Here is a 23,249-nt window from a genome sequence, read left to right as displayed (position 1 = left end):
GTGGACAGGGGATATGTCTCTTATTAATCTACGATAGATTTCAGCACATCGGACATGATTCGATTGACATCCTCGAACACAACCGCAAAGCGGCGCTCCGCCTCAAGCAGCTTGCCGATCAACGGGTTAAGCGTGATCACCTCGTAGAGCTTATTCATTTTCTCCATATCCTCAGCAGACGGCTCTTCGCCAGCCATCATTTTTTGCTGCAAAAAGTTTTGACGCTCGCGAAAATCATCAAGCATCTCCTTTGCGGCAGGATCTGCCTCAGCGACCTCCTTCGCCGCCTTCAGCAGCATCGCTTCCTCGCTTTCCTTCAACGCCTTCGCTAATTCATATGCCTTGTCATAAATATTCATCAATCTCTCTCCATTCATTAATTGTGATGGTGTAAGTTTTGACTAATCATAACGCGTAAATAATGCATGAGCCAAGCCCCTGATGGAAAAGCTCATGAAAACTACACAAGCCACATATCCTTTTGTGATTCACAAAGGGGTAGATGTCCTCATATGATGAAGTAATTCGTGTAAAAAACCTAGTTGCCGACCTCTTAAAGTCATCCTCCTGCTTGGAAGGAGATTTATGATGCTCAAATCTAAAGTAGCCGTACAGGTGATCAGCTCCGGCATGCTTCCGGAAGATACGCTCATGCTTGGCGAAACCTATGTAAAGCAATGGAAGATTCCACATGGCCAGCACATCCAATTAAAATTCGGTGCCTTCCGGCATCATGTGAAGGTTATTCCTGTCGCAAAATACGATGGCATGAGAATCAGCCAAAGCTTAGCGAGACAAATGGGAATTGCAAATGGGACGCCCATCAGGCTGCAATACAAGGTCGGCACCTCCACGCTTGTGCTCGGGCCGCTAATCGGTGTGCTTGTCAGCCGCGATTATCCGCATACGCCCGATAAGCCCTTTGGGTCCATTACCATGTTTTGCAAGGAGCTCGTTGAAGCCAGTACGGCGCAAGGCGTATTCGTTTATTTCTTCACCCCTAGCCAGATCGGCACGAGTCTTGATACCGTTGACGGCTGGATCTATTCAGATGGTTGGCAGCGGGTCAAAATGCCTATTCCCGACGTCGTCAATAACCGCTTGACGTCTAGAAAGCTTGAGAACAGACCCAGCGTACAACATTTTATGAAAGAAGTAAAACTACAGCATGATACGACCGTTTTCAACGAAAAGTTTTTGGATAAGGTCGAGGTTTTTGATGCGCTGAAAAATGATGAATCGCTCGCGCGGTATTTGCCCGAATCACATTTGCTCCGCAACTATACGATGCTAAAGTCCATGTGCTCACGCTACAGCAGCGTTTTTCTAAAACCGGTACGCGGAAGCTTAGGCAAAGGGATCATCCGCATAACTCGCCTGGATACGAACAATTATCAAGCGATGTTCGCAACCGCAGGCGGCACGCGCAGGCAGCAGCACACGAGCTTGGTTAAGCTTTTCGCGAGCATTTCAGCAAAAATGAAAACCGTTAAATATCAAGTGCAGCAAGGGCTGCAGCTTATCGAAATCCAGAAGCGGCCCGTTGACTTTCGCGCCCTCGTCCAAAAAAATGCAAGCGGCAAATGGACCCTTACCTCCATTGTCGCCCGTACAGCTGGCAGCGATCATTTCGTTTCCAACCTTGCCCGCGGCGGAACGCTCAGCACAGCGCTAGAGGCTGTTGCCAAATCGAATTTGCAATCCGGTATGAGCAGGAATGAAGCCGTGCACCGGCTCCAGCAGGCGGCGCTAAATATCGCGCGAGGTGTTGACGCACAAATTCCAGCGCATTTTGGCGAGCTTGGCATTGATTTGGCGCTTGATACAAGCGGGCGCGTATGGCTTCTAGAAGTGAATTCAAAGCCGTCCAAAAACGACAACACGCCGCTTCATGAGAACAAAATCCGTCCATCCGTACGTATGATGATCCAATATTCCCGATTTTTATCGGGCTTTTAACGGAGGCGCCTATGCAGGCTCGAATGGTTACCCTCGGAATCGTCGTCGCATCGATCAACCGTCAGCCCTTGGATGATGAATCGGAACCGGTGCTGCCGGAGTCCCGCTTCTACCGAGCGCTCAGCATGGCAGGCAAGCCGCATGGCATTCATGTCTATGTATTCTCGGAAGAAGGCTTGCAGCCGCAAACGGAGCTGCTTTACGGCTATAGCTATGAGCAAAATCGGTGGGTGAGGCAGCTGGTTCCATTACCGGACATCATCTATGATCGATGCTTCTTCACCGAAGCCAACCAGCGGACCCGCTGCCAAAGATTGCTGAATTTCATATCGCGGAAGAAGCCCTGTCTGATGCTTAACGGAACCCTCCCAGCAAAGCTTGACGTCCATGACGCGCTTAAGGCAGATCCTTTGCTGGCGAAGCATTTGCCTGCAACTGCCCCCTATCGATCCGCGGAGCAGGTTAAAATGATGACGGATCGTCATCCAGGCGGCATCGTACTAAAGCCATCGGCTGGCATGCAGGGCAAAGGGATTTTGCATATTAGGCGCAGCCCATACGGGCAAGCAGCGAAGGTGAAAGGGCGAACCCGCCAAAACCGATCTTTTTCAATGACATTTACAAATGACAGTGAATTAGAGCAATGGATAGCCCGCTTTATTAACCGCTCGCCCTATTTAATCCAGCCTTATCTTGCGCTTAGCGATGAGGACGGCAAGCCTTTTGACGTAAGAACACTTATGCAGAAGGATCACACAGGAAAATGGTCGCTGACCGGAGTCGTCGTCCGTACCGGGCAAGCGGGATCTCTGACATCCAATCTGCACGGCGGCGGCGACGCCCTCCCGGCTGATCAGCTGATTACTGCCAAATTTGGCCAGCAAAAAGCCGAACGTTTGCTAGAGCAGATCCATACAATAAGCAAGCAAACAGCGGAATGTCTTGAAAGCAAATTTGGCAGATTTGCCGAGCTTGGATTAGATTACGGCATTGAGCCAAGCGGCCGCATTTGGCTGATTGAAGCAAACTCGAAGCCAGGCCGATCTTCCTTTCGAATCACCAATGATCTAGAGGCAGCGCGGCTGTCTATCGAAAGGCCGCTCTTGTATGCACGCTTGCTGTCTAAGCGCCTGTCTCCGTTCTTTGCAGCCAATGAATCCACAAACGGCCGTCACCGATTAAAAAGATCAGACAACCAAATACGGCCTTTCAACGTTCAGGAGGTTCATCGATGAGTTTGACAACTTGTAACGTACATTTCTCACAGCAGTCTAATAATATCGTATATTTGTCCAGCCCTCTGCTAAAGCATCTGAAGCTTTCAGGCAAAAAGTCGGTACACCTCAAGCTGGGCAAAGAAGTGATTACAGCTGAAATCAAGCAGCTGAACCGGCCAGGCAATCATTTGTACTTGTCGTCAGGAATAAGGCAATCGATTAAAGTGCCGAAATCCGGAAATGTATATGTGCTTAACAACGGCGACAATGAGGTTCAACTTGGACCGCTTGTCGGCATACTAAGCGATAATGGCGTTCGCTCGGAGAGCAATCCGTTTGGCGGGCGAACCAATTTCATTAAGCAGATTATCCGCACAGGGGAGCACAAAGCCTACCTTTTCGGCTTCACTCCGCATGATATCAATTGGCAGCAGGATACCGTCAACGGCTATTTCCTTGATTCGCAGGGCAGCTGGTACCGCAAGATCGTACCGCTTCCGGATGTCGTATACAACCGGCTTCCGAACCGCAAGACTGAAACCTCCGCATCGATTAATGCGCTCCGCGAGCGCTTCGTACGCCGGAAAATCCCTTTTTTCAACTGGAGCTTTTTCAATAAGGCCGACGTTTACAAGCTTCTGGATAAAGATCCTGAAGCGCTCGTTCATCTGCCGGATTCCGCTTCCGGCCCAACCATGGAACAAATAAAGGAAATGCTCGAACAGCATCAGTTTATTTATTTCAAACCAACCGCAGGCAGCCTTGGAATAGGGATATATAGGCTGACCTATCATCCAAAGCGCGGTTATTTCGCACGCTACCGCAAAGGCGGCCAAAACGTGCTGCTTCGCTTCTCGACCTTCAACAGCTTGATGCGAATGCTGCAAACGAAGCATGGCCATAACTTAAGCCACTATGTCGTCCAACAGGGGATCAGGCTCGTGGAAATCGATGGCTGTCCGCTCGATTTCCGCTTTCATATGCATAAGAACGGCAAAAATGAATGGGTACCAGCCGGCATTGGCGCAAAGAAAGCAGGCCGCGGGAGCGTAACGACGCATGTGAAAAACGGCGGCTCGCTTATGACGCCGGAGCAGGCGCTTGAGAAAACGTTCGGCGATCAGTCGGGTGTCGTCCTTGAAAAAGCGAAACAAACGGCCATTAAGCTATCAGAGGCTATCGAACGGAATTATCCGCATCGATTAGGCGAGCTGGGACTCGATATTGGTATCGATAAAGATGGGGAAATATGGATGTTTGAAGCCAATGCTAAGCCAGGCCGGTCGATTTTCAAGCATCCTGCGCTTCGCTCGGAGGGTCGGGCATCGATATCTTACATTTTTGAGCACTGCATGTACCTTAGCCGTTTTCATGGCGAAGGAGGTAACAGCTGATGGACAGCAAGCATTCAGAAGAATATGAAATAAGAGGAATGCGAGCTGGCAGGACAGTATTGGCTATTTTAACGATAGATGATGATGTTCAGCTCTTCCGAGGCAACCGCAGCAACTTCGCCGATTTGATTCGAACCGGTCAATCCATGGGGTTTATTGTCTATGTATTGACGGTAAAGAATCTGCTGCTGACAAGAAACAGCTTAAAAGGCTTCGTATTCAATGCAGAAAATGACAGCTGGCAGCAGCGTCTGCTTCCTTTCCCCGACATTATTTATAATCGGATCCCGCAGAGGGAAGATGAAGAGCTGCCTGCCGTCAGGCAAAAAATCGATGCATGCCATAAGCATCCGCATGTGAAGCTCTTTAATCCGTCCTTCTTCAACAAATGGGATCTCTTCGAATGGCTGCGGCTCTCTAAATCGACCAAACCCTATATTCCGACGACTCGCAAGCTGATTACGGTAACGGGTCTTGGCCGAATGATGCGCAAGCATTCTTATCTTTATTTAAAGCCTGAGAGCGGGAAAGCCGGCAAGGGCATCATGACGATTAATGTAGAAGCCGAAACCACGCAGCCCTATCTCTTAAAAATACAAGAAAACAAAAAGAGCGCCACCTATCAATGCTCATCGATCAATAAGCTGTGGAGCCGTATCCAGAAGCAAAGCGGAGGGGAAGCCTACATTGCCCAGCAGGGCATTGACTTGGCTTCCTTCAACGAACGAAGATTTGACCTTCGCGCGCTCGTGCAAAAAAACCAGCGCGGACAGTGGGATATTACAGGAATTGGCGCACGGATAGCCGGCGTCTCAAGCATTACTACCCATGTGCCAAGAGGCGGCATGATCGAGGACCCTGAGAAGCTGCTTGTCCATTCATTTAATGAGGAGCAGGCGCGTAAGCTGTTAATAAAAGCAAAAAACACCGCTGTGCTTATTGCCAAACAAATCGAGCGCGCCTCAGGGCAGCTCTTGGGTGAGATGTCGATGGATTTAGGTATAGACAGCCTAGGAAATATGTGGTTTTTTGAAGCAAATTCAAAACCAATGAAATTCGATGAACCCCATATTCGTCAAAAATCGTTGGAGCGCATTTTTCATTACGGAGCTTATCTGGCTAGAATGAAAACGGAAAAAGCGGGAGGCGCGTAAATTGGAGCTGGAGCTGCTTACACCAGACGTTTGGTTAATGGAGCAAAAACGACTTATCGGCTTTGCCATTCGTTTCGGGGATAAGCGGCTGGCTGTCTCTACTATTCATGCGCTTCGCAAGCTGGACAGTTCCCTGCTTAGAGAAACTCACGATGGGACGTTTGGTGCAGTTGCTGTGGTCGTTAAGCACAGCAGCCGCATCGCCGGCTTTGGCTTTGCAGAAAACGGCGGCGAGGAAGCCTGCATGGTCGTCGTTCATCCCGAAGCAAGGAGCCTTGGAATCGGGAGCGCTATCGTAAAAGCGATGATTGCGCGCCTCGGCAAGCTTACCTGCAACGTAGCAACTGACAATACAGCCAGCATGGCGCTCTGCTTCCGCCTTGGCATGTCTGCGGTATCCATGCACAGAGGACCTACAGGCAAACCGACGCTCCGATTCGTAAGAAACAACGACCATAATACAGATGCCGCGCCTAGTCCATTTATAGCAATTACAGCAATGCAAGATGGATCGAAGGAAAAGCAATGATATGCATGCATTCACCTGCCAAAGGAGCAGCGCACTCGCGCGTGCAGCCTTGCAGGTTTTTTTTCTTTCTCTCATTAGAACCCGAATGCGGCAGCTTAAGGCCCGTTACTTTGATTCGTAGCCGTTCATGCGCAAATGAGCCTTGAACATGTCGCTTGTAGAAGGCAGCTCCTCCGCTTTGGGCCATTTTTCAGTGTCCCATACGCTTGACTCTTTGAGAGCCCGCGGACAATGGATGAAGCATTCCTGTACTTCTACAACGACTGCGAGCGCAGGCGTTTTGCCGCTCCATTCCATCTGGTCGATAAGCTCGGCATTTGTCGTTAGCGTTGTCCGCCCGTTGATGCGCAGCACCTCCTGCATCCCGGGAATGACAAAGAGCATGCCGACTTGCGGATTTTCCAGCATATTCAGCAAGGAGTCGATTCTCCGATTGCCCGGCCGCTCTGGATAGATTAGACGAAAATCGTCGAGCGGCTTCACAAATCCGGCATCGCCGCCGCGAGGCGACGTATCGCAGCGACCTGCGGCATCCGACGAGGATAAGAAAAACAAGGGGGATAAGGATAAGAAGTGACGGACATGCTCCTCCATTTGCGAAACGGATTTTTTGACAACCGCTTCGTGAGGCTCTCCGACAAGCTCCTTCAATTGATCGGGAGATACAATAAGATCGGTATTCCATAACGTTTGATTCACGAATACTCTCCTCTGTCTTCCGCTCTAAGCAGCAAATTCCGATGATTATCGCTCAATCAGATCGCTTTGAAAACGGAAGTCCTTTCCTCTATTGATCCAGCAAACGAGTGAGCTCACGGAAATCGGCAATCAGCACATCTGCTTCGTCAAGCTCTGCTTTGCGTCCGTACGTCGCATATGCGCAACCGATCGTTTGCAGCCCGTTGCCCTTTCCAGCCTCGACATCCGATGAGCGGTCACCGACCATCCAAGCCGTTTTAACGCCATGATCCTTCAGCAGTCGCGCCACTAGATCAACCTTGCTTGCCGTTGCGTATTCTCCCGCGCTGTACAAACCGTCAAACAGCTCGGCAATACCTCTATGACGTGCCACACCCTTCACATATTCCTCCAGCCCGTTGCTTGCAACGAACAGCTTCACCCCGCGATCCTTCAGCCCTCGCAGCGTCTGCTCGACGTAGGGGTAGAGCTCGCCTTCACCACGCTCCAAGCCCTCAAGCTCGTATTGAAGCAGCAATTCATCGGCGCGCTTCCGCGCAGCTTCCGTACTATCCGGCATAACCTGGCGCCATATGTCCTCCAGCAGCATGCCTAAGCAGCTAAGCAAGCGCTCGACGGGCGGTGTCTCATGCTCATAAAGCCGTTCCTCCCGAAGCGTCTCGAACACGCGGTGATGAACCGGCACAAGCAGCGTATCCGTTTCAAACAACGTTCCATCCATATCAAATATTACAGCCTCAGGCACTCGAAGCTTAAGCTCGCTCATCATTGCAATCCCCCTTCAAAGTCTGCTCTTATCATACTGGAATAAGGGAAAGCATCGCAAGCTTGAAGACTGGCAATGTGCTGATAAACGAATCTCTCTGGACATTCGCATATAGACATCTATCCTTGCGGCGGTGCAAATAGCTTGGACGTTTCGCACGGAATAAATGCTACAAACAAACAAGCTCTGATCTGCGTAAGCTGACATTAACGGAAAGGAGATGATAGATAAATGACAAATGAACGTTTGGTTATAACACTGCTTGGAAGCGGCGGAGGGGTCGGCAAAGCAGTTCTGGCTCTTTTGGAGCAGGTGCTTCAAGATACGAATGCTCCGCTTCACTCAGCTCTTGCGAGCAGCAAGATCCATTGTATCGACGCAAAGCCTCTGCAGCTGGATACCGATTACATCACCTATTGTCCGCAGCTGGCTAGTCATCTCGTGCTCCATCAATTCGATTTGCAGGATACGGAAAGATTCAAGCAGCATTTGGCAGATACTGCTTCTGTTCTCGTCATTGACGCTTCTTGGGCAGATACGATAGCCATGCTGGAATGCTGCAATGAGCTTGCTATTGCATATGTGAACACCGCGCTTGAGAGCGCGGAGGTGGATCGCCGCAACGAGCTCGAAGGATTCACGCTCATCGAGCGTTATGCAAGATTCAAAGAAAGCAGAAGCAGCTTCACCAGCCTCAAAGCGATCATAGGGTCAGGCATGAATCCGGGGGTCGTTCAATGGTTTGCGATTTCGCTCATGCAGGAGCAGCCTGACAAGCTTCCGCTCGCTTGCTACATTGTAGAAACAGACAACAGCTTTTATGCCGATCGGACGATGCTGCAGCCTAATACGGTTTACAGCACTTGGTCGCCCGAATGTTATTTAGATGAAGCGATTTTAAACTATCCGATGTATGTCACCAACCACATGCCTTTATTTCTGTACAGGCAAGTCTATGAGCAAACCTTCCTTGTAAGACTAGGTCTCACGAGCTTCGAGGGCTGTCTTATGCCGCATGAAGAGGTGCTGTCGCTTGGCGAGCGCTTCCCATTCGAGCTTGGATTCATTTACAAGGTCAATGAAGTGACGACCGATATTTTGCATAGTCACTTGAACGATGCGGATGAGCTGTGGGATTGGAAGCATCAGCTGCTTGATCCAAGGGACGCGGAGCTGGAAGGCTCGGACTTGGTTGGCGTGCTGCTGGTTTACGATGATCACGAGCGCTATTTATTTAACGTAATGGAAAATAAAGAGATTTTTGAGGCGTATGGAACGAACGCAACGTATTTTCAAGTTGCATGCGGCCTCTATGGCGGCATTTGTTCCTTGCTGCTCGGAGAGGTGCCAAAAGGCGCCCACTGGGTAGATGAGCTTTCGGACGATGGGATAAAAGCATATGGCGACTATATATCTTACTTTATGAAACCGTTCGTTCGAGGCACCAATGATAGCTCCGATGGCTTGCTGCTGCAGCGTTTGCGAGAATGGAACAGCTAAAATACGTTACAAGGCTTGCGGCTGCAAGCCTTTTTTTCTCATACACGCATTCCCGAGATTAGCTTCGGCTAAACAGATAAGCCGGCAGCATGGCTATTCTCCCGATCGCATAAGGTCCGAGATAAGCACCGCTTGCCAGAAATGCTGGGTTCTCAAGCACGCGATGCACCTCTGTCATAAATACAGTGCTATGCGCAAGCGTCTCCATCACAGCATCTGCTGCAATAACAAAAAATAAAAAAGCGGCGACGACTGCTATTCCGTCTATAATTCGGCTCGCTGCTCCACTCATTCGGCTGACCCCTGCAATTAAGGCTGCTCCTATTGCCAGCGCTGCTCCAATCATTATCATCACACACCTTCACCTCTATTGTTAGGTTCGGTCATTTTCTGACGGCTTAAACATAATCTCAGCTTATGAAAAACAGCAGATGTGAATAAATAGCGAGCAACTTGTTTACATATAATAACAGATGGAATCTATTTAAATGATGGATGGAGTGGTGTCTTATGAAAAATAGCTTTAGATGGTTGAACGTCATTGGCCTCGCCGCCGTCCTTGCGGTGAATGGTCTTGCGCAGTGGCTCCCAATTAACGGCATAACGACAGGAGAGCTGTCTGCCAAGTATCCGGTGCTGATCACGCCTGCGCCTTATGCGTTCTCGATTTGGTCGATTATTTATTTGCTTCTAATCGGATTCATCGTCTATCCGTTCAGGCCGCAATCGGCTAACAGCAAAGCTATGCAAAGCATAGGTCCGTGGTTTCTAATCAGCTGTATTCTTAATATCGCTTGGATTTTCGTCTGGCACTATGAGAAACTGACGGCAAGCGTGTTCGTCATGCTTGGCCTGCTCCTATCGCTAATTGCCATTTATACCGCAGTTGGGAGAGATAAGTCTGCACCTGCCCGGGGCGAACGCTTTTTTGTGCGGCTTCCATTCAGCATATACCTTGGCTGGATTTGCACGGCAACTATTGTGAACATCTCTGTTGCTTTATATGCCGTTAAGTGGAACGGCTTCTCGCTTTCCGACATCGTTTGGACAGTTGTCATGCTGGCGGTTGCAAGCCTGCTCGCCCTCGCTATCGGCTTTAAATTTCGAGATGCTGCGATCCTTCTCGTATTTATCTGGTCATTTATTGCGATTGCCGTGAAGCAGGGCCAGCAGTCTGAGGTTGCGCTCACAGCACTGATCGGCGCGGCCGTCTTGGCGGTTGCAGCCGTCGTTATTTGGATACAAGCCTACAAAAGGAATTCGGCTGCATATTGAAAATTAGAACCGAATATGTCACACTGTGTGGTGGGTATCAGGACTAATTGCCCCTTGCAGGAAAGGACGTGACGGTTCACGTATGACAAAATGGCTGCTTCGTTCGATGACAGAATTAAGCTCGCGCAAATGGATATCCAGCATAACCGGAAAATTCGCGCAATCGGCTGCCAGCCGCCCTTTTATTTCCCGTTTCGCCAAGACATACGGCATTAAGATCGAGGAAGCAGAGAAGCCTCTTTCCCAATATATGACATTGAATGAATTTTTCACTCGTCGGCTGAAGCCCGGGCTTCGGGAGGTGCACGCAGGAGCAGATTCTCTCATAAGCCCCGTAGATGCGCTTATCACCGGTGCCGGACCGATAAACAGCGGCACGATCGTCAATGTAAAAGGTCAGGACTACACGATAGACGAACTGCTCAACCGTTCTCCGCGAACGGCTAACTATATGAACGGCTATTATATCGTCCTGTATTTAAGCCCAACGGATTATCATCGCATACATACGCCAATTAGCGGACGAATTGTGGAACGCGAGCATGTTCTTGGCAGAGTTTATCCCGTAAACGACTTTGGCCTGCGCCATATGCGCAGAGTGCTTAGCCGCAACGAGCGGCTGATTACCTATATGCAGCATTCCGCAGGGGAAACAGCTGTCGTTAAAGTCGGCGCGATGAATGTGAGCAGCATTCAATACGTACAGCCGCTGAAGCCCGATATGGCAAAAGGCGAGGAGCTCGCCTACTTCGAATTCGGCTCGACTGTCGTGCTGCTGCTGGAAGATGGAACGTTTACGCCTCGCGAAAATGGCCTGCTGGGCATGAAAGTGCGAATGGGCGAACGGCTTGGCTCCCTTCAAGGCGACTAAAATGAGCAGCAGAGCGATTACAACGCTACGCCATCGGTTATAGATCTAGAAAATAGACTTATCATGAAAAAATGGCGCTGCAGGAGTGAACTTCCTGCAACGCCATGCCGTTTTTCCTTTGCAAATATGCCTACCGAATCTCTGACGGGCTGCGGCCCGTATACTGCTTGAATTGCCGGCTGAAGAAAAAAATATCGCGATAGCCGAGCGCGTCCGCTACTTCCGTTACGTTCATGCCTGCATGCATGAGCAAATGCTGCGCTCGCTCAATTCTCGTACGAATCATATACGTTTGCACCGACATCCCGATCAGCTCCTTGAACTTCATCGAAAAATAACGGGGCGAGAGCTGTGCTCGCATCGCCAAATCCTCTACACGATGCGCAATACTCGGGTTTTGCCGAACAAAGTTGGCTACCTCGTGAATGGCCTCGGTCAGTTGATTGCTTGCCTTCTTCTCCACCGGCAGCTGCTTATCCTCTCTCAGCAAATGAATCATCAGCTGCTTTAGAACAAGCTGCGCTTCCTCCTCCGCCGCATAAGTCTGTACAAGGAACAGCCTCACATAGCGCGAAAGCATATATTCAAAATCGACAGTATCGCTAAATTGTCTATAACGATTCGGTACCGCATCGATCGCTTCGTTGATGGCAAAATGAATATAGGATAATACGAGCGGCTTCTGCGGGTTATGTGTAGCGCTTGTGTAATCGTTTGGACGGAACAGGAAGCAGCTCCCCGGTCCAACCTGATAAAGGGTGCCATTGACTTCAACTTCCCCCTCACCGCTCCATACGTAAAATAAATCAAAATTGGCCATCGGCTTCTCGCGTCTCGCCCATCTCCAGCCCGGCTCGCATACGATTTTGGCAAACGCAGGTAACAGGATGAACGAATCAGGCGAAATGTGCAGCATAGGGCAACCTCCTGTGCTAATCTATGCCGTTATCATACAACAGCACCAAACTTTTGTACAAGCTGCCCTAAAATTACGAAAAAATTTGCTTTGAGATTGGTTTGCAGCTTAAAAAAAATGTTATAATAGCACCCGACAAGCGTAAACGGCTAACGCCTAATTATACTCATTTTAAATGAATGATTTCGGAAGGATGGAATAAAGTCCATGAACCCACTTGCTCAGCAGTTAAACGAGACGTTGAAATCGGAGAGTCCAAACGTCTATGCGATGTTGTCAGCCTTAGGCAAAGCGATTTATTTCCCAAAAGAGGGCATACTCAGTCAGTCCGCCGAAGCGAAAACAAAAGCAACCAAATTTAATGCTACTATCGGTATTGCAACAGAAGGCGGACAGCCGATGCACCTTAAGGTCATCCAGGATACGCTCTCTGCCTACAATCCGAAAGATATATATGAATATGCGCCGCCTGGCGGCAAGCCCGAGCTTCGTGCTGCTTGGCGTACGAAGATGATTAAGGATAACCCTTCCCTTGCCTCCAAGAGCTTCGGCAATCCCGTTGTTACTAACGCACTGACGCATGGCCTTAGCATCGTTGCCGATTTGTTCGCAGATGCAGGCGATGCTGTCATTATTCCAAACAAAAACTGGGAAAACTACGAGCTTACTTTCGGTATCCGCCGCGGAGCGGAAATTGTAGAATACCCGCTCTATAACGACCAAACTCGTTTCAACAGCGCTGGCCTGCGCGAGGCATTGCTCGCTCAGAAGGAAAAAGGGAAAGCGATCGTCGTGCTGAACTTCCCGAACAACCCGACAGGCTATACGCCAGGACCGCAGGAGGGCGATGAAATTATCGCTGCGATTAGCGATGCGGCAGAAGCAGGAATCAATGTTGTCGTGGTAACCGACGACGCTTATTTCGGCTTGTTCTTCGAGGATTCCTTGCAGGAATCACTATTCTCCAAGCTTGCCGACCTTCACCCGCGCGTTCTTGCCGTAAAGGTGGACGGCGCAACGAAGGAAGAGTACGTATGGGGCTTCCGCGTCGGCTTTATCACATACGCTTCAGCATCGGCATCCGTTTTGACTGCGCTTGAGCAAAAAACGACTGGCATTATTCGCGCGACGATTTCCAGCGGTCCTCATCCATCGCAAACATTCGTACTGCGCGCATTGACTTCGCCTGAGTTCGAAGCTCAAAAAGCAGAGAAGTACGATATTATGAAGCGTCGCGCTAACCGCGTCAAATCTTTGCTCGACAGCGGCCGTTATGGCGATGTATGGGGCTACTATCCGTTCAATTCCGGCTACTTCATGTGCCTGAAGCTGAGCGATGTGACTGCTGAGGCGGTACGCGTTCATTTGCTGAACCAGTATGGCATCGGTACGATTGCGCTAGGCGAAACTGACCTGCGCGTTGCCTTCTCCTGCATCGAGGAAGAGAACCTCGAAGAGCTTTTCGATACGATTTTCAAATCTGTTAATGAAGTGATCGCTCAAAAGGGATAACAGGCTGGCGCCGTCCTCCGGCGACAATCTCATAGCTTCCTTCAAACTCAAAAACCCCCTAAAGCAGCTTGTCTCTCGGACGATGCTGCCGTAGGGGGTTTTTCTATCTTTAATCCTCGTCTTCGTCCATGCTGAGCTTCTTGCGCAATCGAGATGGCCGAATAGCCAAATACACAATCGCCAAACCCGCCGCTGCGAGCGCCGGCACATAAACGCCCGAGATGACTAGCGGCAAAGCAACAAATACCCAAAGCACCGCCGTACAAATCAGCATAGCCATACGGTCAACCTTTAAATATTGCAGGGTTCGCTGCTTCTCCGGCAGTGGATATACATGCTTCCAAACCGAATGGCGATGGATATGGCGCAGACCGCCAAGCTGAACGGCGATCAAGCCCATAAAAATAATAAAAGTGATAACACTGCCGTAGCCGGAAAGCGATACAGCCTCGGCAAACCAATACGTGATCAAGCAGCCGAGAAAGAGTAGACGCAAAATAATTCCGCCCATCTCCGTCCGAAACATGGATGCCGTATAGAGATAAACAAACGTATTTCGATTCGAATAGCGTATTAGGCGAAGTACCCATGTCAAATAGGATCTTTTTGAAATACTCGACGGAAGGGTCGGTACGTCAATGAATAGTCCAAAAAAAACATAATAGCGCTTGCGCGTCCTTGCTTCCTCATCAATCAGCCTCTCCCAAGGAAAACGATGTTTGCTGGGCAGACGATAAAGCAAGCGGTAAAGAGCGACAACGAGCAAAGTAAATAGTGCGGCTTGCCATACGGGACAAGTGAGCCATGCCGTAAGCAGGATGGCTGTCGCAATCCAGCGCAGCGCGCGCATAAGTCGTCTCATGCTTGGCCAAGTCATTTGCCGCTCTTTCCATGCCCCCCACACATTGCCAAACTTCAGCGCTGCTGCAATAACGGCAAGCAGCCAGCCTCCGCTTATGGCAGGACCTTGATTATAAATCGGCATGTAAAGAAGGAACACGAGTGCTGCGAGTACGAAACACGCCCTTGTAGTATAGCGGAACGAGCGTCGTAAGTAGTCTGCCATCTGCGCTTCACGCGGCATTAGAAATACGGTATCGCCTAATGCAAGCCAAGTGCGAAGCGGACTCCAGCATAATACAAGCGTTAAAGCAATAACGCCGACGGCGGCAAAGGGAAAGTTCGCCGGCATATGGCGAATCAAGTTTATGTAGCCAATAGCAGATGAGATGACGAGCAAGGACATAAAAGACGGGAAGCCGCTCTGCCCCATATAGCGAAAATAAGGCAGCGTTTCCTCGCGGAACGCTTTTGCCCTTTGCTGCCACATCTTCTCAAGCTTAGGATCAGAGGTCATTAGGCTTGGCCTCCAGTGACAAGCTTGTAGAAGGCATCCTCCAAGGAACCGCCGCGCAGATCCATCCCAGCAGCTTGCCTGACGTCCTCCAGCGTGCCTAAAGCAACTATTTTACCGTGATGCATGACGATAAACCGGTCGCAATACGTTTCGACTGTGGATAAAATATGCGAGCTCATAAGAATGGCAGCGCCCTTTCGCTTTACTTCGACTAGACGCTCAAGAAGGGAGCGAATGCCAAGCGGGTCAAGCCCTAGAAACGGCTCATCAATGATGTATAGAGGCGGCTCCGCAAGCAGCGCATTCATAATCATAACCTTCTGCTTCATGCCTTTGGATAAGTGTGAGGCAAATGCTTTGCGCTTAGGCATCATTTGAAACTGCTTCAGCAGCTCATCTTCCCGTGCTTCATACTGATCATCCTGTACACTATATGCCATACCGGTTAGGCGCAAATGCTCCTCTACCGTCAACTCATCGAACAGCACCGGCGTCTCCGGCACGTAAGCAAATGCGCCGCGATAACGGTCCGTTTCTTGCTCCAGCGTAACGCCATCAACCTTTACCTCGCCGATCTGCGGCTTCATTAAGCCAAGGATATGCTTGATCGTCGTACTTTTGCCTGCGCCGTTCAGACCGATAAGGCCTACCATTTCTCCAGCCTTCACCTCAAAGGAGATATCGTGCAGCACAGGTCTTTTTGGGCTATAGCCGCCAGTTAAACCATTTACCTGTAAAATAGGTTCCATCCTATCACCTTCAACATTACAATTTAGTTTTTGCTAGTAAACAGCATACCGAATAATTCGCTTAATATCAAAAAAAAGACATCACCATAAGTGGTGATGCCTGTTTCATCTCGTAATTATTTGAATTCAATCGATTTAGCAATGTTATTATCGCCCTTCACCTGTACATACTGACCAGCCTTCAGCAGCGAAGCATCACCGATAAGCTCAACGTTAGCATCAACGTTATAAATGAGAGTAACGGTTTGTGAGTTTTCGACGCGGGAGATCGAGATCGTCGCAAGCTTCGCTTGCGGGTTGAACGTTAGTGTATTAATATATCCAAGCTCAGAGAAGGATGTATCGACAGGAGCCGATTTCGTAACCTCAATGAAGACCACTTTATTAAGGTACGTGCGTACCAGCACTTCATCGCCTGCGCGCAATGTGCTGAGGGGCGCCTTCTTGTCATCGCGGAAAATGAATACATTCGAATCAATTGCAAGAGCCGTTTCCGTATTGTCGGCTTTTACTACCGTCAGGCTGCCATTCGCAGGAGCTGCCTTCAGCTTGCCTGTAATCGCCTGCGCGTCATGATCCGGCATTTCCGTATCCGTTCGATCAAGCAGCGCTGCCAGCTCTGCACGGGAAACCGGTTGGTTTGGACGGAATGTTTTGCCGTGCTTGTCCTCGTAGCCGGTAATGATCCCTTTCTTAAGAGCAAGGGCTACATAACCGACGGAACCTGCAGGAATTTCTTTCGCATCCTTGAAGTCCAGCTTCGTATTATTGAGAGCCTTCGCTTCATCCTCCAATTTAAGCGCTTTAACTAGAAGAATCGTCGACCACAATCTTGTTGCGTTTGCCTCCGGTTTTACTTCCGTTTCCGTTTCCGAGAACAAATCATTCTCCAGAGCGACAGCTACATAACCGACAGCCCAAGGATATTTTCTTTCAATTTTGTCAGCGTCCTTGAATTGCAGGTCCGTATTCATTTCCTCTGCCGACTCGGCTTGAGCGCGAAGACCCATCAATCTTACAGCTGCAGTCAATGTTTCAATGCGGCTGATTTTTTGATTCGGCTTAAACGTGCCATCCTCATAGCCTGTAAATACACCCTTCGACGCCAGTCGCATAATGTATTCCAGTGCCCATTTCAGGTCATCTTCATCTTCGAACTTCCATGTTACTTTAATATCATCATCTTTATCTTTCTTATCTTTCTTATCTTTCTTATCATTCTTATCATGCTTGTCCTCATGACGGCCTTTATCATCATCACGATCTCCGCCATGCCCCTTACCTTTGCCGCCATCTGCAAAAGCTGATGTTGCTCCGCCTGCAAGCATTAGCAGCGCAAGCGAGGAAATTGCTGTCTTTTTCCACATTGTTTGTTTCATTAAGAAAGCCACACTCCTTTTTTCGATTGCGGGTTTTGCCGCATTTTTTACCTTCGCCCATATGTTTCGGGTAAGGCTAATCGATTTAAGAGGGTGGCTGTCAAAAATAAATTATTTTATTGTTCCTTCTCTGCTTCTCGTTTCGCTTTCAACCATTTTGGCGCGCCTTTGTTTTTGCCTTCGCGCTTGCGCTCCACCTTCTTGGGAACGGGCTTAGCTGCTGGCTTTGGCTTTGGAGCGGCGGCGATGCCTTTAATTGCCGCTTCAGGCTTCGCTTCCTTCACTGCAGAAGGAGCCTCCTTGCGCTCGCTCGATCGTTTCGCCTGCTGTACTTCCGAGCGTTCGGCCAGCTTCGCTTCATGACGAGCCGCAAATGGGCGCGTAGCCTCTCTTAGCTCTTCCTCAGTCAGAAGCTTTCCTCTAAACATCGTCCTCTCCGACAATTCTATGCCGAGCTGCTTCCGGAATTTCTCCATAATAAACAGCTCCTGCGGCGTCACGATCGACACGACCGTACCAGCTCGTCCCATCCGGCCGGTACGACCCGCACGGTGCACATAATGGTCTGCATCTGCCGCCGGATCAAGATGAATAACGAGCGTCAGCCCTTCGATATCAAGGCCGCGGGCCGCAACATCCGTCGCAAGCAGAAGCTGGCAGCGCCCATCGCGAAAGCGTGCCAGCGTTGCTGCGCGGCGCTGCTTATCGGCATCGCCATACAACGCTTCAACGGTGAAGCCTTCATAGCTAAGCTTCGATTCCCAGTTCGAAATGTTGTCGGTATCATTGAGGAAGAGCAGCGCGGATGCCGGGTTCAGCAAACGTATAAGACGCCTTGCCGTATCGGTCTTGTCCCGTTTATCGCTGACGATATAATAATTGTCGATCGTCTGCGAAACGCGGTGCTCCGGCGTAATTTGGATGCGTTCCGGGTTTTTCATCCAGCGTCCTTCGAAGCGGGCCATTTGCTCCGGATACGTCGCGGAGAAAAATGCGATTTGCCGATCTTTCCCCACGCTGTGCAAAATAATTTCGACCTCTTTCGTCGAGCCGAGCTGGAACACCTGATCCGCTTCGTCAATAACGACGTTATTGACGTCATTCAGCCTAAGCTTGCGCAGCTTAAGAAGCTCATGTATGCGTCCGGGCGTTCCGATAACAAGCTGAGGGCGAAGCTTCAGCTTCTCTACCTGACGTTTCAGCGCCGCTCCCCCAATCAACTGCTGAACGCGTATGTTGATCGGCTCGGCATACGCTTCAGCTACGCGGACGATTTGCATGGCCAGCTCTTGCGTCGGCGCCAAAATAACCGCCTGTATCGCGTTCGAATGCGAATTCAGCTTCTGAAGCAGCGGCAGCAAGTAAGCAAGAGTCTTGCCGGTGCCCGTCTGCGATCTTGCAGAAACATTGCTGCCTCCAAGCAGAATCGGTATCGTCTCCGCCTGTACATCGGTTGGCTCAACTATTCCGTTTGCCGCAAGCTTATTCGCCAGCAGCTCATTAATGCCTATCTCATTCCAAGTATACTTGCTCATTCTTTAATCCTCTCTCATTCAAGCCTTTATTTTCGATTGATCAAGCCGCCGAATAGCAGGTCGATTGTTCGGGGCAGCAATTGATAAAGCTTTATACCGACAGCAGCCGTTTTGGGGAGGTCCAGCTCAGCCTTCCTCCGCTCAATCAGACGAACAATTCGTTTGACGACATATTCTGGCTTCATCATAAACCAATTTACATTTTTTAAGTAAGAGCCGGAAGGATCAGCCAGCGAGAAAAAAGGCGTATCGATCGGCCCCGGATTAACTGCCGACACCTGAATCCCATGCTCCCGCAGCTCCATCCGAAGCGAATTCGTAAAGCCGAGCACGGCATGCTTCGTAGCGGTATAGCTGGTCGACTTAGCGGTGCCTATTTTCCCAGCCAAGGAAGCTATATTTACAATTTGTCCACTGCCTTGCTTCACCATATGTGGAATGACAGCCTTTGTACAGCGAACGATTCCCATGTAGTTCGTATCCATCATTTTCTCAAAGCTTTCCACATTCATGTCCATAAAATACTCGAATTGGCCGTAACCCGCATTGTTCAGCAGTACATCTATTTTCCCGTATTCCGCAATGACGGCTTCTACCGTCTTCATCACCTGCTCATTATCGGTCACATCCATCTGATAGCAGGAATGCTTGCCCTTAATAGCGCTGGAAATCTCTTTAAGCTTCTGGGCGTTGCGTCCCGTCAGCACAGGGATCGCCCCGCGTTCAGCCAGCCTTATTGCGGTTAACGCTCCGATTCCGCTTGAAGCACCTGAAACAAAAATCACTTTGTCCTTTAACATCCAACATCACCCATTTACAATTTTACTTGATTGGTACTACAGACGCAAAAAAAGCTCCCTAAGGAGCCATTTCTGTGCTTAAGATGCGATTAATACTTGGATGTCAAGCTCTCCGATGCCTTCCATAATAAGCGGAATCGTTAGCGCCTTCTGCGCGGAAAAGCCCGCTGATTGAGCAGACTGGATAACCTTAGGAGGCGTAATATCGACTCTCACCCCTTGATTAAACAGCATCGTACTCGCATTTCCGCTGATCATGTTGCCAAGCTCAGAAATAGCACTCTTCACGATTTCGTCGATTTCAGAAATAACGTATCCGCCCATCATCGCAGAAACCATTTTCATCGCTACCTCTTCGCTAAGCCCGAATACAATGTCTCCGTTCATCTGTCCGTTGAGTCCAATTTGAATCCAAATATAGTTCTCTACAAACTTGATATCCTTGAGGCCTAGTTCTCCGGTCGCAGGACGTATTTGAACGACTTGCTCTATCACGATTTTTGCAGATTCAAGAAACGGATTTATGTACTCTGCCTTCATAATGAAGATACGCTCCTTTTCGACAAAATTCGCGCTTTGTCTAATTTAATTTTCATTATACTTAATTAACTAGGACAAGTATACTATAAATAAACAATATACATCTAAAGAACTATATTTTTTTATTGAAAATTGTAGAATGATGGTAGGAATGGAGGTGGCTCTTCTATGCCTAACGTATGGGCTCATTTTATATTTGGACAGCTAGTACTAGAAAAGCTTGGCGAAAGCGAGCTTCTGCAAGCCGTTGAGCAAAAAAACATATTTAATATGGGCTGCCAAGGTCCTGATTTTTTATTTTACCATCGTTTTTTCCCGTGGCAGCGCAGCTTAGCTCTTAATCGCCTCGGAACAGAAATGCATAATCAAAATTGCGGCCCTGTGCTCGTAGAAATGTTGGATTGTGTCAATGGCCGAACAGCCTGCCCTAAACATCCTGATTCCTCCATCCTATACATGCTTGGCTTTGCCCTGCATCACATTCTAGACCGGAACCTGCATCCTTACGTATTCAGCAAATCAGGCTTTCGCAAATGGGATCATCAGCGATTTGAAATTATGATGGATACCGTAATCGCAAAGAAGCTATGGGGCGTTGATACGTGGAAAAACGCTGTATGGAAGCATATCGATACGAAGGGTGCCTTTCCCCCGCCGATTGTAGACGCCTTCGAATCCGTTGCCGCAGCCTATTACGCGGAGCTGGCTCCGCATATTCGCCGCGAGGATTGGAACCAAGCCAACCGTGATTTTACGGCGGCGCAGCGATTGTTCCATGATCCGACAGGCATTCGACAAAGGCTGACCTTCGGTCAAATTGAGCCATTCGTGTACAAAAGAGGCGCGCAGCCTTTTGATGTACTAAATGAAGGGGAGCAGCCTTGGCTTGATCCGGTAGATGGCAGCACCTATCACCATATGAGTGTATGGACGCTATGGGATAATGCCATGTCCGAAGCGCTTGAAGTCATAAGCGCCATCCTTATATGGTTAAGGGCTCATGAGAGACCTCAGCATACGAAGGAAGATCGCATCCATGTCCGGCAGCTGCGTGAGGAAGCTATCGCTTTAATCGGCAACCGCTCCTATGAGACTGGCTTAGCTTGCGATTCAGGTGCCGCGATCGGCTATGCGGATACGGTTTGGGCTGATCAGCCCGGCATTACGAAGGCTCCTTAGTTGCATAAAGGAGCCTCCTATTCCTTTTTCCAACTTATACGGCTTTACTTGTCTGGCTTCTGCGATAACGAAGTCTGATCAACCGCAGCCGTTCATACAAAACATCGACTGGCTTATTAAGCTGAGAAGCTTCCGATGATCCGTATACCTGCTGCAGCACCGGCTTCAAGTACTTATCACCTACTTGCGTAAGCGCCTCCCAAACGAGCTGCTGCTCATCTTCCGGCACCTCAATAAGCGCCCTCGTAATTAACGAGTCAAGATTATAGCCCTCCAGCTCGAGCTGCTCAATCCGGTCCATCAGCTCGCGCCTTGACAGCTCCAGCTCTGCGCCCAACTGCTCAAGTGTACCGCCATCCTGGGCGGTTGTCAGAATATGTTTTTTGGCTTGCTGCCGGTCCATCTGAGCTTTATATTTGGTTTCCTTTTGTTTGTAAAGCCACTGCGTGTACGCCGAGTAATCCAGCTTCTCCTCCACCCATTGCAGTGGAAATTCCGTTTCGCGATTAGCTTCATTCGTGATCTCAAGCACTTCTAGACTATAGGAGGCGTGCTTGGAGCTTCCCCAGCCAGGTATTTGTGCGAGCTCCTCCGCAGTCTTCGGTACAAAAGCACTGATCATCCACAATATTCGATTGGTTGCAACAAGATAAGCAGACCGTTTCTCTGCCGCCGCTTTGGAACGGCGCCATTCGCGAAGCGCTTGAAAGAGCTCTTGATTGGCATGCAGCTCGCCATAGCATTGCAGCATCATTCCGAAGCTTCCTGACGAAGCGCGGCGATCATCCAGCATGCCGTCTATGAGCGGTGTATACCCTTCACCCATAACCCTTGCGATGCCATGCCGAAAGGCTATGATCATTTCCTCCCACGATATGCCTTCAAACCAGGTTTGCGGGTTGCCGCTGGCCTCTTCTCCCTCCACCCATAATACTGCCCATATGCCTTGACGCTCGCATATAGAAAGCTGCGCACTCACGATATGATGATCATTGCCAGGCTTCTCGAACGTGTTCATAAAAACGATTTGCATGTTTGCCTCAATCCTCCAATAAAGTAGATAAATTGCGAATGTATTGAACGGCCGAGGAGTGCCGGAAAACAAAAAAAAGCACCTCCTCTGCCTATGGCAAAGGAGGTGCTTTCCTCTCACGTTCAATGATTCGATTGCTTTCATGCTATCATAATGATTTCTTTATTACAAGTATTTTGTTGTTGTATAATGATTGTAATAACGGAGTGGAGGCTATACAACATGCTGTTGCCAGATTTTGATTTTATGTCCGATTCAACTGAAGAAACATCTACAAGATATGTGACATTTATCGGACCAAGCTTGAAACGCTTTGATCTTGCCATCACATCTACCAGCCGTTTCTACGGCAAAAAGCTGGTTACCGATTTGCAATTCGGTAAAACAGCCATAATCGGCCCTGATGACTTGGAAGAAGAGGGCTATCTTGAATATACGTTTAAGCTGACGGAGGAAGAAGCTGCTGAGCTCGCTCAATTCTTATACTTTGTTGTCGGAACGGTGCATTTTACCGATTAATCAGGGTACACTGAAATGGTAATACAATACCATTTCAGGAGGAGTTTACTGATGGATCGGTTTATTCATGAGAATCGCCAGCCGTATACAGATGTATCAACAGTAGAATCGCAGCGTAACGATCTAATACCGGAGGAATTCCCGGATGGTCCTTATGGCTCTGACCTGCGGATGGAATCTTTAGGCAAGAGCACCCCATGGCGTATTGACCAGCGGCCGCCAAACCGCTTCGACTATGAGAATCGAGAGCTTCATGCTGATTTGCCGCGTGACTATCCAGGAGAGGACGAGTATGGCCACACTTTTCCTGAGGTGCATGACGAACCGTAAACACAACAAGCTAAGCCCTTGGCTTTGCATGCATTA

24 protein-coding genes are annotated in these 23,249 nt (G+C 49.2%); 12 read left to right on the top strand and 12 right to left on the bottom strand.

Features of this window, described 5'->3' with window-relative positions; genetic code table 11:
• Positions 1-23: 23 nt before the first annotated feature.
• Positions 24-359 carry a YlbF family regulator gene (locus AC2TDN_RS16160; RefSeq protein WP_482066373.1) on the bottom strand — a complete coding sequence of 112 codons (336 nt, stop codon included), beginning with the start codon at positions 357-359 and terminating at the stop codon, positions 24-26.
• A gap of 229 nt (positions 360-588) precedes the next feature.
• Between AC2TDN_RS16160 and AC2TDN_RS16155 the strand changes: the two genes are divergently transcribed.
• Genes AC2TDN_RS16155 through AC2TDN_RS16135 form a run of 5 tightly spaced genes read left to right on the top strand, consistent with a single transcriptional unit; the run spans position 589 to position 6,253 of the window.
• Positions 589-1,959: a YheC/YheD family endospore coat-associated protein gene (locus AC2TDN_RS16155; protein ID WP_482066622.1), complete on the top strand. Its 1,371-nt coding sequence runs from the start codon at positions 589-591 to the stop codon at positions 1,957-1,959.
• A gap of 11 nt (positions 1,960-1,970) precedes the next feature.
• Positions 1,971-3,194: a YheC/YheD family endospore coat-associated protein gene (locus AC2TDN_RS16150; protein WP_484688892.1), complete on the top strand. Its 1,224-nt coding sequence runs from the start codon at positions 1,971-1,973 to the stop codon at positions 3,192-3,194.
• Positions 3,191-4,570, top strand: a complete 1,380-nt coding sequence (locus AC2TDN_RS16145) for a YheC/YheD family endospore coat-associated protein (protein WP_484688890.1) — start codon at positions 3,191-3,193, stop codon at positions 4,568-4,570. The genes AC2TDN_RS16150 and AC2TDN_RS16145 overlap by 4 nt, the downstream gene beginning before the upstream one ends.
• The gene (locus AC2TDN_RS16140; protein ID WP_482066370.1) at positions 4,570-5,724 is read left to right on the top strand and encodes a YheC/YheD family endospore coat-associated protein; all 1,155 of its coding nucleotides are present in this window, start codon (positions 4,570-4,572) and stop codon (positions 5,722-5,724) included. Before AC2TDN_RS16145 ends, AC2TDN_RS16140 begins: the two co-directional genes overlap by 1 nt.
• A 1-nt stretch (position 5,725) precedes the next feature.
• Positions 5,726-6,253 (top strand): GNAT family N-acetyltransferase, encoded by a 528-nt coding sequence (locus tag AC2TDN_RS16135; RefSeq protein WP_484688887.1) that lies wholly within the window; start codon positions 5,726-5,728, stop codon positions 6,251-6,253.
• A gap of 105 nt (positions 6,254-6,358) precedes the next feature.
• Here AC2TDN_RS16135 and AC2TDN_RS16130 read toward each other — a convergent pair whose 3' ends face one another.
• Positions 6,359-6,952 (bottom strand): MSMEG_1061 family FMN-dependent PPOX-type flavoprotein, encoded by a 594-nt coding sequence (locus AC2TDN_RS16130; protein ID WP_484688885.1) that lies wholly within the window; start codon positions 6,950-6,952, stop codon positions 6,359-6,361.
• Between the two features lie 88 nt (positions 6,953-7,040).
• Positions 7,041-7,721, bottom strand: a complete 681-nt coding sequence (locus AC2TDN_RS16125) for an HAD family hydrolase (protein ID WP_482066367.1) — start codon at positions 7,719-7,721, stop codon at positions 7,041-7,043.
• 228 nt (positions 7,722-7,949) lie between these two features.
• Between AC2TDN_RS16125 and AC2TDN_RS16120 the strand changes: the two genes are divergently transcribed.
• Positions 7,950-9,218 carry a Rossmann-fold NAD(P)-binding domain-containing protein gene (locus AC2TDN_RS16120; RefSeq protein ID WP_482066366.1) on the top strand — a complete coding sequence of 423 codons (1,269 nt, stop codon included), beginning with the start codon at positions 7,950-7,952 and terminating at the stop codon, positions 9,216-9,218.
• A gap of 58 nt (positions 9,219-9,276) precedes the next feature.
• On the opposite strand, the gene AC2TDN_RS16115 is transcribed toward AC2TDN_RS16120, so the two are convergent.
• A complete protein-coding gene (locus tag AC2TDN_RS16115; protein ID WP_484688882.1) occupies positions 9,277-9,573 on the bottom strand; it encodes a hypothetical protein in 297 nt (98 codons plus the stop codon).
• Between the two features lie 155 nt (positions 9,574-9,728).
• On the opposite strand from AC2TDN_RS16115, the gene AC2TDN_RS16110 reads away from it, so the two are divergent.
• Positions 9,729-10,493, top strand: coding sequence for a tryptophan-rich sensory protein (locus tag AC2TDN_RS16110; protein WP_484688880.1), 765 nt, complete (start codon positions 9,729-9,731; stop codon positions 10,491-10,493).
• A gap of 82 nt (positions 10,494-10,575) precedes the next feature.
• Positions 10,576-11,364, top strand: coding sequence for an archaetidylserine decarboxylase (asd, locus tag AC2TDN_RS16105; RefSeq protein ID WP_484688878.1), 789 nt, complete (start codon positions 10,576-10,578; stop codon positions 11,362-11,364).
• A gap of 130 nt (positions 11,365-11,494) precedes the next feature.
• On the opposite strand, the gene AC2TDN_RS16100 is transcribed toward asd, so the two are convergent.
• Positions 11,495-12,280 (bottom strand): helix-turn-helix domain-containing protein, encoded by a 786-nt coding sequence (locus tag AC2TDN_RS16100; RefSeq protein WP_484688875.1) that lies wholly within the window; start codon positions 12,278-12,280, stop codon positions 11,495-11,497.
• 207 nt (positions 12,281-12,487) lie between these two features.
• Between AC2TDN_RS16100 and AC2TDN_RS16095 the strand changes: the two genes are divergently transcribed.
• Complete coding sequence (locus AC2TDN_RS16095; protein WP_484688873.1) at positions 12,488-13,792, top strand: aminotransferase class I/II-fold pyridoxal phosphate-dependent enzyme; 1,305 nt, start codon at positions 12,488-12,490, stop codon at positions 13,790-13,792.
• A 109-nt stretch (positions 13,793-13,901) separates the two neighbouring features.
• Here the strand turns inward: AC2TDN_RS16095 and AC2TDN_RS16090 are convergent, their stop codons facing one another.
• The 6 genes from AC2TDN_RS16090 to AC2TDN_RS16065 form a co-directional block, all read right to left on the bottom strand.
• Positions 13,902-15,149, bottom strand: coding sequence for an ABC transporter permease (locus AC2TDN_RS16090; protein ID WP_484688871.1), 1,248 nt, complete (start codon positions 15,147-15,149; stop codon positions 13,902-13,904).
• Positions 15,149-15,898 carry an ABC transporter ATP-binding protein gene (locus AC2TDN_RS16085; protein WP_482066359.1) on the bottom strand — a complete coding sequence of 250 codons (750 nt, stop codon included), beginning with the start codon at positions 15,896-15,898 and terminating at the stop codon, positions 15,149-15,151. Before AC2TDN_RS16085 ends, AC2TDN_RS16090 begins: the two co-directional genes overlap by 1 nt.
• A 116-nt stretch (positions 15,899-16,014) precedes the next feature.
• A complete protein-coding gene (locus AC2TDN_RS16080; protein WP_484688869.1) occupies positions 16,015-17,277 on the bottom strand; it encodes an S-layer homology domain-containing protein in 1,263 nt (420 codons plus the stop codon).
• A gap of 116 nt (positions 17,278-17,393) precedes the next feature.
• Positions 17,394-18,812 (bottom strand): DEAD/DEAH box helicase, encoded by a 1,419-nt coding sequence (locus tag AC2TDN_RS16075; RefSeq protein ID WP_484688867.1) that lies wholly within the window; start codon positions 18,810-18,812, stop codon positions 17,394-17,396.
• A 26-nt stretch (positions 18,813-18,838) separates the two neighbouring features.
• Entirely contained in the window at positions 18,839-19,612 is a 774-nt protein-coding gene (locus tag AC2TDN_RS16070) for an SDR family NAD(P)-dependent oxidoreductase (RefSeq protein ID WP_482066356.1), read from the bottom strand.
• A 78-nt stretch (positions 19,613-19,690) separates the two neighbouring features.
• Positions 19,691-20,152 carry a chemotaxis protein CheX gene (locus AC2TDN_RS16065; protein WP_053374694.1) on the bottom strand — a complete coding sequence of 154 codons (462 nt, stop codon included), beginning with the start codon at positions 20,150-20,152 and terminating at the stop codon, positions 19,691-19,693.
• A 168-nt stretch (positions 20,153-20,320) separates the two neighbouring features.
• Between AC2TDN_RS16065 and AC2TDN_RS16060 the strand changes: the two genes are divergently transcribed.
• Positions 20,321-21,331, top strand: coding sequence for a zinc dependent phospholipase C family protein (locus tag AC2TDN_RS16060; RefSeq protein WP_482066355.1), 1,011 nt, complete (start codon positions 20,321-20,323; stop codon positions 21,329-21,331).
• Between the two features lie 34 nt (positions 21,332-21,365).
• On the opposite strand, the gene AC2TDN_RS16055 is transcribed toward AC2TDN_RS16060, so the two are convergent.
• On the bottom strand, positions 21,366-22,364 hold the full coding sequence (locus AC2TDN_RS16055; RefSeq protein ID WP_482066354.1) for an HRDC domain-containing protein: 999 nt from the start codon (positions 22,362-22,364) through the stop codon (positions 21,366-21,368).
• 222 nt (positions 22,365-22,586) lie between these two features.
• Here AC2TDN_RS16055 and AC2TDN_RS16050 point away from each other — a divergent pair, with 222 nt between their 5' ends.
• Both AC2TDN_RS16050 and AC2TDN_RS16045 read left to right on the top strand, forming a co-directional pair.
• Positions 22,587-22,883, top strand: coding sequence for a DUF3055 domain-containing protein (locus AC2TDN_RS16050; protein WP_482066353.1), 297 nt, complete (start codon positions 22,587-22,589; stop codon positions 22,881-22,883).
• A 51-nt stretch (positions 22,884-22,934) separates the two neighbouring features.
• Complete coding sequence (locus tag AC2TDN_RS16045) at positions 22,935-23,213, top strand: hypothetical protein (protein ID WP_482066352.1); 279 nt, start codon at positions 22,935-22,937, stop codon at positions 23,211-23,213.
• The last annotated feature ends 36 nt before the right edge of the window (positions 23,214-23,249 follow it).

The sequence above is a fragment of the Paenibacillus sp. Y660 genome, from assembly GCF_057221575.1.
Note: the sequence above shows the minus strand (reverse complement) of the source record. Positions and strands in the feature narration are given on the sequence as shown.